Origin of the sequence: Staphylococcus sp. Marseille-Q1834, from assembly GCF_916858875.1 — a bacterium.
GTDB lineage: Bacteria > Bacillota > Bacilli > Staphylococcales > Staphylococcaceae > Staphylococcus > Staphylococcus pragensis.
The window spans coordinates 306985-319700 of the sequence record NZ_CAKASN010000001.1 but is presented as its reverse complement, the minus strand read 5'-3'; the positions used below and the strand labels follow the sequence as shown (position 1 = coordinate 319700).

The window sequence follows — 12716 nt, the reverse complement described above, 5'->3', positions numbered from 1 at the left end:
GAAATATAAAATATATCAAATAAGTGATAAAAAAGTGCAAAAATTGATAAAAATTTTTATCAACTAACACTCTTTGATTTGATATAATATAAAAAAAATATATAATAGTCTTGAAGATGAGAGGTGCAACTATGAAAATATTAAAACAACGTAAGACTTTAATGTTAATATCTTGTTTAATTCTAATTATTTTTGTTACAGCGTGTGGCAAAGAAGATAAAGCGAGTAATGAATTAGTTGGAAATACATATAAAGCAATTAAAAAAGGTAAAGTAGAAGCCAATTTCACTTTTGAAAAAGATGGCTCATTAAAAATGGTTTCAGCAGATGGGAAGCCCAATGCCGGGGAAGAAGCAAGAGCAAATTATGAAATAGTCGATGAAAATAATAATAAATATTTAATAGTACATAATGAGCCAAAGGACTTCTTCTCAGTAAAAGATGGATTTGATACAGCTAGTTATGAGCAAAATAATGATTTTTATAATATAAGTTTAATTAAATTTAAGGAAGGTAAAGTTTTTCTAAAAAAACTAGAACTTAAAAATAAAAGTTATGATACACAAAATCTTGATAGTAAAAAAGATATAAAATATTTAAAAGAATTTTCACCCTCTGTAAATGTTTTTGAATTGGAATTAGTTTCAAAACGATGATGCCTTGACAACAAAAAAGAGTTGAGGTATAAAATTACATTAATTAAATATCATTTATTTGTCTGTTAAAGATTTAATAGACAAATAAAAAAGGGGAATAAAGAGGATAAATTGGCGTTTATCCTGTTTACATCATCTAACCACTAGGATAGTAGTGACTAGACTTATTCCCATAACAGTGTATTTGGCTTTTACTATATTGGCGTATAGTAAAAACCAACAACACCTACTTAAATATATTATATTGTGCATAGCGTTGCAATTAGATTTTATAAAATTTTTAATATATTTTAAGTGAAGTTATGGTAAATATTCATTATAAATACTAAGATATTTATAATTTGATAGAGGATACATTTTAGGATTTAGCAATCAATTTAGTGGTTGTTAAATCCTTTTTTGTTCCTTATATTAAATTTAGATATTTTAGGAGGTAAGTATGCAGTTAAGTAAAATTCAATTAGAAGAAAATGATTATGACATAGTATTAGATGTATGGGAAAGATCTGTGTTAGAAACGCATGATTTTTTAAAAGAAACTGACAGATTAGAATTAAAAAAAGAAATACCTACTTATTTTAAATATGTAGAGTCATATTTATGGTACGACGGTAGTAAAGTCATCGGTTTTTCTGGAACTAATAATCAAAACTTAGAGATGTTATTTATAGATCCTAAATATTTTAATAAAGGATATGGGACAAAAATAGTACAATATTTAATTAAAGAAAATAAAGTCCAGTTTGTTGATGTGAATAAAGATAACAAAAATGCTATTAAATTCTATAAGAAAAATGGCTTTATAAAATATGATGAATCCCAAAAAGATGGACAAGGAAGAGATTATCCGATTTTGCATATGAAATTGGCTAAATAAAAAATTGAAAATTAAACCAGGTATTGTATAATGCTAACAATATATTTTTTATTAGTAGGTGAATTGGTAATGGTAAATATAGAAGAACTCATTGCAATACCCAAAATAGAATTACATTGTCATCTAGATGGTTCTGTTAGTTATGAATATTTGAAAAAACAAGCAGAATTACAAAATTTGGATTTAGATTTTAATAAAGTTTCAGCTAGCGAAGAATGTGAAGATTTAGCAGAATATTTAACATGTTTTGATGAGATTTTAAAAGCGATGCAAACGGAAGAGAGTCTAACTGAAAGTGTTATAGATGTGGTTAATCAAGCTCAAAGAGATGGAATTAAATATATAGAATTGAGATTTGCTCCAAAATTTCACACTCAAAAAGAGATGAGTATTAGAGATGCGTTAGAAGCTGTATGTAAAGGTGCAGAATTTGCAGAATCAGAATATAGCATTATGGTGAGAATACTAGTTTGCGGTATGAAACATCATTCAAATGAAGAGAACATAAATATTTTTAAACAGATTCATGATACTAATTTACTAAAAAAATATATTGTTGGCGTTGATTTAGCAGGTGGAGAAGATGACAATTCAATGTCACAACATGCTAAAGCTATTGAATATGCTAAAGATAATGGAATTAATATCACATTGCATGCAGGTGAATGTGGTTGTATTAAGAATATTTATGATGCTGTGAAAATGGGTGCAAAAAGAATAGGACATGGGGTAGCGCTATTTAATGATAAAGAACAATTAAATCATTTTCAAAATTCAAATGTATTATTAGAGATATGTCCTAGAAGTAATGTTCAAACTAAAGCTATTAACCATATTAAAGAGATAGATTTAGGGAATCTCAAACGTCTAAACATACCGTATTTAATCAATACAGATAATCGAATTGTCACACAAACTAACTTGATTAAAGAATATCTTACTTTACTTGAAAACGGCATGATTACTACCGAAGAAATTAAAAGAATTAATAGAGAAGCTTTAGAGTATGCATTTATTGACTCTTTCGATAAAAAGGAGATACTTAAAAACTGGCAATGATTCGTATATGGAATAATTTAAAAATACCTACTACTTTTTAATAAGTTTATTAAAAAGTAATGGGTATCCTAGTTTTTATAATTTAATGTTTATTAATTTTTTTGCCATCTGTACGATCTGAGTCACCAGTACCTTTATGTGCTTTTGGATTATCTTTTTTATGTGTGCTTTCTTTCACGTCTTTAGCTGTTTTATCATGACTGCTGCAAGCGCCTAATATTAAACAACTTGAAAGTAGTAAAAACGCTACTTTTTTCATATTATCACCCTTTGTATTTAATGATTTAAAAGTTTAAAATTTTGTAAAATTTAAATAATTATAATTTTAGTATGGCATATATTTATTATTATTCAATAGAAATTATCAAAATTAGAGAAATTGCCATAAATCAATAAAAAACAGATAGGCGAGGCCTATCTGCTTTTTTTATTGATTACTCACATTTCCATTTGGATTGTCTGTTTCTGCTACATTATTATCTTGGCTTTGTTCAGCATCTTCTGATTGTTCATCATTAGCTGAATACGTTTCTACATTATCAGTTTGACCATCAGTGTTGTTGTAATTATCTTGAGTGCCATTGTTGTAATCATAATCCGTTGCATTGTTATCGTTAGCAACATCATTAGTTTGATTATCAGTTTGATCATTGTTGTTATTATTGTTTACATTGTTCTGTCTAGTTGTTGAACGGTTACTTTGATTGTTATATTGATTGTTTACATTATAATTGCCTTGTTCTTGGTTGTTAGATTGATTTTGATTATTAGCGTGTTGTTCGACAGGTTGGCGTGGCTGCTCAGTACCTTGCTCTTGTTGAGCATTATCTTGTTGTTGTTCATTGTTTGCTTCTTCACCATTATCTTGTTGTTGTTCATTATCTGTCGCTTCTCCATTATCTTGTTGTCCATTGTTTGCTTCTTCAGCATTCTGGTTGTCAGTATCATTTTGCTCTTCTTCAGTGCTTTGGTCGTCAGCATTATTATCATTGTTGTCTTCATCTTTTTTGTTGTCTTTATCTTTAGAAGATTTATCCTCTTTATCTTCTTTGTCTTTTTTCTTATCTTTATTTTTGTCTTTAGAAGCTTTGTCATCATCATCTTTATGTTCTTTAGTTTGAGTTGATTCTGTAGCTGATGGATTATTGCCTTCAATTACTTTATGAAGACCTAATGCAAGCATACTTAGTAAAATAATAGTAATTGCCATTGCAAAGTATTTTAAATAACTCTTATTTTTAAATACTGCGATAATGGCAAATAAAATTATGATAAAAGCTATAAATAATAAAGCCATACCTATGTAAAATAATGCTTTATCCATACTGTACCTCCATTTGAATTTTTAAGTCATTAATTATATTGTACTATACTTATCAAGTAATAAATATTACCTAACAATTAACATCTAATTATTTTTTAAAAGATTATGTAAATCAATCGTTAATAAATTTAACATTATTTAGTCTCTTTAAGGACGATTAAGCTTTATCAAAAATATTAAGTTCTTTGTCATCAACGCTAGCAGATACAAATAGCGTCTCATCATATAACTTAGTATTATCTTTATTTGATGTGATATTAATTTCAGCTAAAATTCGAAAAGTGCCATTTGATAATGGCTCAACGATTGATATTTCTTCATTATTTTCTTGAATCATTAACGGTCTTTGTGAATGATTATTAATTTTCCAATTAGAATTAGACATGTCATCACCTTTTCAATCAAAATAAAACTACGTTAGTAAGTGCTCTAACGTAGCATTAAGTTTAACTAAAGCTTCTTTCAATTTCAGTAAAAGCCTTATTAGTTACTTTAATATTATCAATTCTATCTGCTGATATGTCGCCTTCTAAATAACCGTGATCGATGAGTACTTTACAGTTTTCTAAGAAATCACTGTATTCTCTATCGCAAAAATAATCATCTTGGGCAGTGATACTATCTTTAAAATCATTTGCTTCTGCTTCACTTTGCCCGCTGTTAGAACGCTCCATATACAATTTATAAAATTTAGCGACAGTATATTTTTGTTCTTTAGTAAAATCGTCTAACATTGCAATTCCTCCCTCAATAATAATTATTTATACCCAATTTCCGTATAGTAGGAAACCTATAAATAATTAATTTTTAAAGGCATTATCTTTATTATTGTGCATTTTTAATACCTTCGTTAACAGCTTTTGCAAACTTATAAAATGTCTTTGTATAATTATCTGAATTACTTCTAGTTTTTTGGTTCAAATTTTTATTTTTGAAAAATAGAGCTCTCTGTCCAGTGGTTAATTCAAGTTGAACACCAGACTCTTCATCATCTCTGTTAATGATATTGTCTGAAGACATCGCTTCGATTCCTTTAGGACTCTTTTGAACTGTAAAACCTTTATCTTCAAGAGAACGTTTTATAGATTTGGCTAATTTTTTATCTTGTCCACCTACATAAACGACCGGATCTTCTCCAGAATAGCCATGAATTGAGATCGTTTCATCAGTATGTTTCAACATCTTTTCAAGCGTAGGTTCATTAAAAACGGTTGAAGTAATATGCAATTTTTCATTGTGTTTTGGAAGGCGTCCTTCAAAAGAATAGAAATCGTATTTACCAATATTAGCAATACGTCTAGCTAATTCAGTAGTTCCTGGTTCAATACCACCGCCGTGAATAGCAGTAACTAATATATGATTATCTTTACGATTTTTAGTTAGAATACGCCAATCCTTGCCTTCAGTTGTATGTTTATCCAAATCTTCAAAACTTGAATAATAATCTAATGAAGAGGAGGATTGTTCTTTATGTGTTTTGTAAAAAATGAAAGAAATAATGATTGTTGCAAAAATTATAACAACGAGGAATAAATAATATAGTTTGGAGTACCGGTTACCTCTTTTATTCATGATAGGGCTCCTTATTAAAATTTTTAAAATAGAGAAAATCATTTCGTTAATTTAAATAATTGTTTATTATATATTAAATATTTTTATATCACAAATATTGTTTATTTTAAAAAAGAAAGTAAATAGTATGTTAGGAGGTAATATGATGAGTGATATACGTATTGAAAAAGGACGTCCTCAACATCAAGAGGGGGGACAACTGACTTATGCAGCTATAGATAACATGGCTGAGGTCATCCTAGGAAAGAATAATGAAAAAGAAATTGAAGCAGATTTACAAAAATTATGGAAAAATCGTGCAAATCGATTTAGTCATGATATTTCATATGTGGCGGTTCAAGATGAGAAAGTTCTAGGCGCCATTACATGTGCACCGCTTGAGCAAATAGAAAAAGCGATGACGCCAACCGTGCTTCAAATTATTTCAATGAATAAATTAAAGCCATTTCTTTCAATTGCTAAACACCCTAAACGTTTCTATGCACTTGTTTCAATGGAAGAGGGTCAAGAAGATGAATACCATATTAGTATGTTAGCTACTATGCCAGATGCCAGAGGTAAAGGCGTAGGGGGAAAATTATTAGATTATGCAGAACAACAAGCGCTTAAAAATGGGTTTAATAACATATCACTGACTGTAGTGAAAGATAATGATAAAGCGGTAAGATTGTACAAAAAGCAAGGATTTAAGATAGTAGGGAATATCGATCATCCTCCATTCCATTTATATCAAATGAGAAAAGAATTGAAGTAGAATAGCATAATTATTAGAAATGAAAAAAGTATCTGAAATAATAATTGTATTTCAGATACTTTTTACTAAATATTATTTATATTTATCATATTTACCATTTGCAATGTCTTCTTCACGTTGTTGAATAGTTTGATAAACTTCATCGGCATCGTCGCCATCATAATATCCTTGTTCAATAGCATATTTGGTTTGAAGTTCTCCTGACGATAATCCACCATGATATTTTTTACGAAGGGCATCAACATATTCATCTTCAGTAGTGGCTGCGTTAATTTCTGCGTTAACATCCTGAGTATTATCAGAATCTTGGTTATTTGAAGTTCTGTCATATATTGATTTCTCTTGACCACTTTCAACTCTCAAAGAACTAGCGTAAGCAGCACTTGCAGGTCCTTCCATTACATTACCTTGAGGAATAACACCATTAGCTACTGCGCTATTATAAGCTATGATTTTTTGCTGTTCTGTATATTCATTGCTATTAATAATATTAGCTAAAGTTGCGCGATCTGTAATGTTATTAACATTTACTTGCTCGTTATTATCAGTAGCTTTATCCTTTGTATCAGCACTTTCACTAGTCTCTATTTCTTGGTTATTAGCATTATTTTTTTCGTTATCAGAAGACACTTCTTCAGTATTATTTTCATTTGAATTATCTTCGTCATTAGATTGCTCGTCTTTAGAAGTAGTTTTATCTTCTTTAGTTGTCTTATCTTTTTTAGAAGATTCAGTAGATTTACTATCAGCTTTATCTTCATTTTTACTGTTATCATTAGATGAATTGCTGCATCCAGCTAAAATTAAAAAACTTAATAAAAATATACCTAAAACTTTTTTCAAAATACACACCTCTTATATAAAATATATTTTTATTTTACTATAAAATTAATGAATTAGTATTAAAAAAATATTGTATATACAAATATTTTAGTAGTTTACTTAATTTATACATTCAATTCACTGTTTATTTACATGAGTGTGATAAATATTAAGTGAATAGGATGTGATATAAAATGAATAAAAACTTACTAAAAAGATACTTTGAAAATAAGGATTTCAAAGCTATTGCAGTTGTTGTTGGTTCAAAGAAAATGGTATTAGAAAATGATATTCATTTAGACTATGAAAATGAAGTAATTATTTATCCGCTTAAAAATTGTACACGTATTATTCCGTTTAGTTCTATTTCTTACATTGATTTATTAGAAGAAAATGAGCATTTCATTAATTACTTTAGAGAAACAGTCTAACTATCACAAACAGATTTACTAGCATTTTTACGAAGAGAACGATAAATTAAAAAGGCGGGAAGAAATCATTTATGAGTTCTTCTCGCCTTTCTTTGTTATAAGATTAATATGTTTTAACTAATTTGAGTCGGTAATCATCCGTAAAATTATCCACAAGAGCATAAGGTGAAATGATAAGTAGACCTTGATCATTGACTGCATTTTTATTTACACCATATTTATAAGCTTGATAGATAATTTTTGTACAATAGGTAAATCGCTCGCTTTTAGGATTAATCGTTACTAAGTATGTCTTATCACTATCTTTATAATGTTGTGTTGCCCAGTTTGCAGCTTTTTGACCAGCCCCGGTTTTAGAACATCGATAAACTTTAATCCAGTCATCTTTACCTTCTCCAAAACGTTTTTTAAATGAATCAAACGATTCTGTAATAGGTTTCTGCCCAGGGCCCTCAATTTGTAACACAGTGTCATGATCCAACGCAATGCTAGAATGACCAAAAAAACCAAATAGTACTGGACCTTTAGTTAAAATAATATCTCCAGGTTGTAATTCGAAATCATCGTCTTTAGCATAAGTGTTAAATGATAGACATACCCATCCTAATAGTAGGATAGAAAAAATTTTAACAATAAGTTGTTGATTGAATGTCACTTCAATTCTCCTCAATGATATACGCTAAGTTATCAGTCATCTAAATTAAGGAAAAATAAAATATAGATTTAGATTTCTTAATTAACTTTAATTATAAAATACCAAAAATCAATACATATATAAGTAAAGCAAAACCGAAAATATAAAATACTACTGTGAATCCTAGATATGATTCTTTGCGTTCTTCTTTTTTTGATTTAAGCAGTAAGCCTAATATAATTGAGGCTGCTATCACGAAGAAAATACCTAGCCATAGTAAAATGGTTAAATGTGTACTCATATTTTAAGCCTCCTAAATTGCAGTTTAAAAGAAATTATATATTAATGGATATAAGTAATATAACAGTAAAACGATATTAATTAGAAAAATAATTTCGCTTACAAGGTTCTTGTAAATAGTTGCAGTACTCAAACTGATAATAATAATGATACTGCTAACAATTAAACCAGGAATAAGCCAAAAAAAATCATCTAATTTAGGATAGTAGGTGACTATAATATTAAACCCTAAAAACACAATTGTCATGACAATATTTAACCAAAATAGTTTGTTTGAATTCATGGGTGTCACCTCTTACATTTTATAAAATCATTATTTTAATCATATCATTAAATGAAGGTAGGGCAAACTTACTATCTAACTAAAATAAATTGTATTTTTATAATGACTTAATTTTGACAAAATTTCTCATAAATTAAGTCATAAAAAAACCGTCAACTAAGACATTTAAGCTTGGTCAACAGTGATATATTTTAATCTAAACGATAAATTTATATAAATGAATTATGTTAAAATCCAATGTCAATCAGAAAGGGAATTTAATGTAAAAATAAATAGATAAATCACTTTTAATGTTCACAATTTAGACACATTTATAAAAAAATAAAGTAGCCCCATAAAATAATATAGTGATTATTTAAAAGTTACGTGGTTTAATATTTTTAAATGGACAATTAATTTTTATACAATATATTAAACATGATAATCAATTACGCATTATCAATAATTGCAATCTATTTATAGTTAGAATATGAGTTGAATTATTAATTCGAATTTTCTAACATGAATACATAATATATAGTAAAAAACCTTTAAACATTATAAAATTGATTAAACTGAGGAGGGTAATTATGACATTTTATGATTTTATTATCGGTTTTATTAATGATGATACGCCTCTTGGAAGTTTAGCAAATTATATCGTGAATGATCACGATTTTCCCAAACACGAACATAATAATAAAGCAATTAGAACTTACGTTATGTCAAATTATGTCGACCATCAGCTTATTGAAAGTGCTAATCGTGCCATTAGTCTGTACAAATTAATTTAAGTGTGCGCTATACCAATTTTGCGTATTTAATGCCTTCCACACATCTTTTGTTTTAAAATTAATCTCATTATCTTTTATTGAAAATGGTTGAATAATGTCCTTATCCATCCATGAATTGATAAGTTCACATGGAACTCCATCTAGTAACATATCTGATTTACTTATAATAAAACATTCCCACTCTAATGAGAGCTTATTAGGATTAACATAACTATATTCATTATGATTGCTCATAATTAACACTCCTTTAGTATTTGTAAATCCTGTATTAATCTATACCCGTCATAATAGGGCTTAAACTACATAATTATTTTTTTACCTTATATCATTTTTGAAAATTAAGAAATTAATGTATAATATTATTTAATTATAAAGTTTTAAGATATAGCCAAATTTAACATTAGTGGATTAAACACATTACGCTAATTTAGTAGTAATGTTTTTATTTTCAAAAATAAAAAATTGAGGTGTAGTAAATGTCTAAAACACTTTATTTAATGAGACATGGTCAAACAGTTTTTAATTTAAGAGGAAAAGTTCAAGGAGCAAGTGACTCTCCATTAACAGAATTAGGGATTTCACAAGCTCAAATAGCTGGACAATATTTTAAAAATAAAAATATTAAGTTTGACAGTTTGTATTCATCAAGTTCTGAGCGCGCATGTGATACCTTAGAAAATGTAGCGCCTAACACGCCTTATCAACGCTCTAAAGGTTTAAAAGAATGGAGTTTTGGTTTATTTGAAGGGGAAAGTGTAGATTTGTTAACGGCGGCTTGGGATAACAGCGATTTATTTGGTAATCGTTTAGTCGCATTCGAAGGAGATTCTAGAGAAGAAGTAGAAAAACGTTTGAATCGTACGTTAACAGAGATGATGGAACAGTCAGAGGGTTCAACTGTTTTAGCAGTGAGCCATGGTACTGGCATTCAAGCCTTTTTAAGAATATGGATTGGAGATGCTGCAGCATCAGAAGTAGCTATTGGGAATTGCCATATTTTAAAATTTGAATATGACAATCAACAATTTAAATACATTGAAAAAATAGATCCAATTGAAGAAGTAAAACATTAGAGTTAAATAGCATGAGCGTGAAAGTGAAGATGTATTTAAAACTATACATACTCACTTTCACGCTCATTTTTAATTTTGCAACCTAAAATAGTATATGCCAAATTTTCATAATAATAATGAATGCAACGATTAAAATAATCATACTTGATAATTTATTTAACAGGAGAACAAGCTTGCCAGATTTGTCAATTTGACCCACTGTACGTCCAAGTATTGCTAAAAAGATAAACCACAACCAAGAAACGGAAATCGTTGCTAATGTAAATGCTATCTTTTCAGAACCAAAATAAGTAGAAGCACTGGTGCCAATGACTCCAATCGTATCCATAATCGCATGGGGATTTAATAAGGACACAGATAATGCAAAGCTAATTTGTTTACGCGGTGAAAAGGTTTGATTCGATACCTCTACTGTTTGAGGGGAAGCATTCCACAAGGTCCAGGCCATAAAAAATAAGAATATGAGGCCGATGATATAAATAATTAATTGCAATACCGGAATTTTAAGTAAAATAATAGAAATTCCTATAACCGCTAAAAGAATTAAAATTGTATCACATAAACCTGCAGTAATAATTACTGGAATAACTCGTTTAAACCTAGTGTGGTTTGCACCTTGATTGAAAATGAAAATATTTTGTGCACCTAATGGTAAAATTAATCCCAATGCCAATAATAAACCGTGAATGATTGCCTGAATCAAAAAAACACCCCATCTATTTTAATGCCGAATAATTATAATTTTCCAAAAATTTAAAATGCAACACTTATTATAATAGATTAATAGCATTTAGCTAGAGTGGTTTTTTGAGGCTACTAATGCTTATTTATAGGCATTTTTAAAAGTTTAAGTTATGTCATAAAGTAGCCAATGAACATCGAAATATTCATCGCCGACTTTAGCTGAATTTTCTTCTAAACCAAGCATTTCAAAACCGAAAGAGGTAAAGAATATTTTGCCACTAATATTATTAGATGTGACACAGGTCATTAATTTTTCAATTCCTTGTTTTTTCGCATAATTAATGACTTCACATACTAAATCTTGAGCGATGATTTCGTCTTTCTTAACTTTCAAGAAGAGGTTTTCAACAATAGCTTTATGTTGTCTTCCAATTTGCCTAAGTTGTCGCAACGTTACACAAGCAGCTAGTTCGTTATTTTTAAATATGCCAAAAATATTCCAATATTCATCATTTGAAGAGAGGATATTAAGTAGATAATCGTCTGAAACATGTTGGTGATAAAGCTGATCCCAAGAAAATGTATAGGCATTATTTGCTAATAGTGCTTTATAAATTTCTAAATCTTCAGTATTAAGTATCCGAATATTAGCCATTATATCCTCCTCATAAATCATATAAAAACTTTTAATAATATAATTTGATAATAAAGTAATATTTAAAAACACGCAATCTAATTTTTAGTGACAAGTTTTTATATTTGAAAATAGTAAAAAAATAATAAATATTTTGAGGATATAATGCGTTTTAACGAGACCAAATAAACTTTTGTTCAAAAAAGAGTAGAATGATGTACTCAATATACATCATTCTACTCTATTAAAATTTATGTTTTATTTTTTTAATGACTATTGAAATTAGTCTACAACTTGAACGTTTAAGTCAACATCTACGTTACCTTTTACTGCTTTTGAGTAAGGGCAGAATTCATGTGCTTCTTGTAGATATTTTTCAGCGTCTTCTTGTGATAATACGTTTTTAACTTTTGCATCGATAGATACGCCTAATTTTGGACTTTCAGCATTAGGATCATCTTCTAAACGTACTGTTAATGTTACTTCAGGTTCAGCATCGCGAACTTTGTTTTGTTTTAAGATAAGATCGAATGCACCATTGAAGCATGAAGCATAACCAGCTGCGAATAATTGTTCAGGGTTAGTTGCGTTTCCGTCCGCTTGTTGTGGTGGTAATACATCTACATTAATTGCATTATCGTCAGTGTGAACATGTCCTTTACGTCCACCAACGTTTGTTGCTTTAGTTTCATATTGAACTGCCATTATTATTACCTCCTAAATTTCGTGTTCAATCACTGTATACCCACCTTTAAATTTTTAAATCATACATATTTAATTTTTTTGGAAAATGAAGGACCAAAAACCTCATAAGGTTGGAGTTAGAGACACAATAGTTTA

At 28.7% G+C, this 12716-nt stretch carries 20 protein-coding genes; 7 read left to right on the top strand and 13 right to left on the bottom strand.

Annotated features, from left to right (window positions below; genetic code table 11):
* The first annotated feature begins 131 nt into the window (after positions 1–131).
* The 3 genes from LIX58_RS01705 to add all read left to right on the top strand — a co-directional run bounded on the left by LIX58_RS01705 (position 132) and on the right by add (position 2592).
* A complete protein-coding gene (locus LIX58_RS01705) occupies positions 132–656 on the top strand; it encodes a hypothetical protein (RefSeq protein WP_154836538.1) in 525 nt (174 codons plus the stop codon).
* A gap of 439 nt (positions 657–1095) precedes the next feature.
* Positions 1096–1533 (top strand): GNAT family N-acetyltransferase, encoded by a 438-nt coding sequence (locus LIX58_RS01700; RefSeq protein WP_154836539.1) that lies wholly within the window; start codon positions 1096–1098, stop codon positions 1531–1533.
* A 69-nt stretch (positions 1534–1602) separates the two neighbouring features.
* Entirely contained in the window at positions 1603–2592 is a 990-nt protein-coding gene (add, locus tag LIX58_RS01695) for an adenosine deaminase (RefSeq protein ID WP_154836540.1), read from the top strand.
* Between the two features lie 82 nt (positions 2593–2674).
* Here add and LIX58_RS01690 read toward each other — a convergent pair whose 3' ends face one another.
* The 5 genes from LIX58_RS01690 to LIX58_RS01670 form a co-directional block, all read right to left on the bottom strand.
* Positions 2675–2851 carry a hypothetical protein gene (locus LIX58_RS01690; protein ID WP_186805165.1) on the bottom strand — a complete coding sequence of 59 codons (177 nt, stop codon included), beginning with the start codon at positions 2849–2851 and terminating at the stop codon, positions 2675–2677.
* Positions 2852–3019: 168 nt separating this feature from the next.
* Positions 3020–3916 (bottom strand): hypothetical protein, encoded by an 897-nt coding sequence (locus tag LIX58_RS01685; RefSeq protein WP_226386020.1) that lies wholly within the window; start codon positions 3914–3916, stop codon positions 3020–3022.
* A 157-nt stretch (positions 3917–4073) separates the two neighbouring features.
* On the bottom strand, positions 4074–4301 hold the full coding sequence (locus LIX58_RS01680; protein WP_126565153.1) for a hypothetical protein: 228 nt from the start codon (positions 4299–4301) through the stop codon (positions 4074–4076).
* Positions 4302–4362: 61 nt separating this feature from the next.
* A complete protein-coding gene (locus tag LIX58_RS01675; RefSeq protein WP_126565154.1) occupies positions 4363–4650 on the bottom strand; it encodes a hypothetical protein in 288 nt (95 codons plus the stop codon).
* 91 nt (positions 4651–4741) lie between these two features.
* On the bottom strand, positions 4742–5488 hold the full coding sequence (locus tag LIX58_RS01670) for a poly-gamma-glutamate hydrolase family protein (protein ID WP_154836542.1): 747 nt from the start codon (positions 5486–5488) through the stop codon (positions 4742–4744).
* Between the two features lie 145 nt (positions 5489–5633).
* Between LIX58_RS01670 and LIX58_RS01665 the strand changes: the two genes are divergently transcribed.
* Entirely contained in the window at positions 5634–6242 is a 609-nt protein-coding gene (locus LIX58_RS01665; RefSeq protein WP_154836543.1) for a GNAT family N-acetyltransferase, read from the top strand.
* 72 nt (positions 6243–6314) lie between these two features.
* On the opposite strand, the gene LIX58_RS01660 is transcribed toward LIX58_RS01665, so the two are convergent.
* Complete coding sequence (locus tag LIX58_RS01660) at positions 6315–7085, bottom strand: hypothetical protein (protein ID WP_154836544.1); 771 nt, start codon at positions 7083–7085, stop codon at positions 6315–6317.
* 173 nt (positions 7086–7258) lie between these two features.
* On the opposite strand from LIX58_RS01660, the gene LIX58_RS01655 reads away from it, so the two are divergent.
* Positions 7259–7495, top strand: coding sequence for a hypothetical protein (locus tag LIX58_RS01655; RefSeq protein ID WP_126565158.1), 237 nt, complete (start codon positions 7259–7261; stop codon positions 7493–7495).
* 103 nt (positions 7496–7598) lie between these two features.
* On the opposite strand, the gene lnsA is transcribed toward LIX58_RS01655, so the two are convergent.
* The 3 genes from lnsA to tsaA all read right to left on the bottom strand — a co-directional run bounded on the left by lnsA (position 7599) and on the right by tsaA (position 8712).
* On the bottom strand, positions 7599–8165 hold the full coding sequence (gene lnsA, locus LIX58_RS01650; protein WP_413470800.1) for a lipoprotein N-acylation protein LnsA: 567 nt from the start codon (positions 8163–8165) through the stop codon (positions 7599–7601).
* Between the two features lie 76 nt (positions 8166–8241).
* Complete coding sequence (gene tsaT / locus LIX58_RS01645; protein WP_103299108.1) at positions 8242–8430, bottom strand: type II toxin-antitoxin system toxin TsaT; 189 nt, start codon at positions 8428–8430, stop codon at positions 8242–8244.
* Positions 8431–8454: 24 nt separating this feature from the next.
* Complete coding sequence (gene tsaA / locus LIX58_RS01640) at positions 8455–8712, bottom strand: type II toxin-antitoxin system antitoxin TsaA (RefSeq protein ID WP_154836546.1); 258 nt, start codon at positions 8710–8712, stop codon at positions 8455–8457.
* Between the two features lie 569 nt (positions 8713–9281).
* Here tsaA and LIX58_RS01635 point away from each other — a divergent pair.
* Positions 9282–9485 (top strand): sterile alpha motif-like domain-containing protein, encoded by a 204-nt coding sequence (locus LIX58_RS01635; protein WP_126565161.1) that lies wholly within the window; start codon positions 9282–9284, stop codon positions 9483–9485.
* Here the strand turns inward: LIX58_RS01635 and LIX58_RS01630 are convergent.
* A complete protein-coding gene (locus LIX58_RS01630) occupies positions 9477–9719 on the bottom strand; it encodes a hypothetical protein (protein WP_126565162.1) in 243 nt (80 codons plus the stop codon). The two genes, LIX58_RS01635 and LIX58_RS01630, sit on opposite strands and share 9 nt — an antisense overlap.
* Before the next feature lie 242 nt (positions 9720–9961).
* Between LIX58_RS01630 and LIX58_RS01625 the strand changes: the two genes are divergently transcribed.
* Entirely contained in the window at positions 9962–10558 is a 597-nt protein-coding gene (locus tag LIX58_RS01625; protein ID WP_154836547.1) for a histidine phosphatase family protein, read from the top strand.
* A gap of 82 nt (positions 10559–10640) precedes the next feature.
* Here the strand turns inward: LIX58_RS01625 and LIX58_RS01620 are convergent, their stop codons facing one another.
* The 3 genes from LIX58_RS01620 to LIX58_RS01610 form a co-directional block, all read right to left on the bottom strand.
* Positions 10641–11261, bottom strand: coding sequence for a LysE/ArgO family amino acid transporter (locus tag LIX58_RS01620; protein ID WP_226386019.1), 621 nt, complete (start codon positions 11259–11261; stop codon positions 10641–10643).
* A 144-nt stretch (positions 11262–11405) separates the two neighbouring features.
* A complete protein-coding gene (locus LIX58_RS01615; protein ID WP_126565165.1) occupies positions 11406–11897 on the bottom strand; it encodes a GNAT family N-acetyltransferase in 492 nt (163 codons plus the stop codon).
* A 261-nt stretch (positions 11898–12158) separates the two neighbouring features.
* Positions 12159–12581 (bottom strand): organic hydroperoxide resistance protein, encoded by a 423-nt coding sequence (locus LIX58_RS01610; protein WP_103298699.1) that lies wholly within the window; start codon positions 12579–12581, stop codon positions 12159–12161.
* Between the last annotated feature and the right edge of the window lie 135 nt (positions 12582–12716).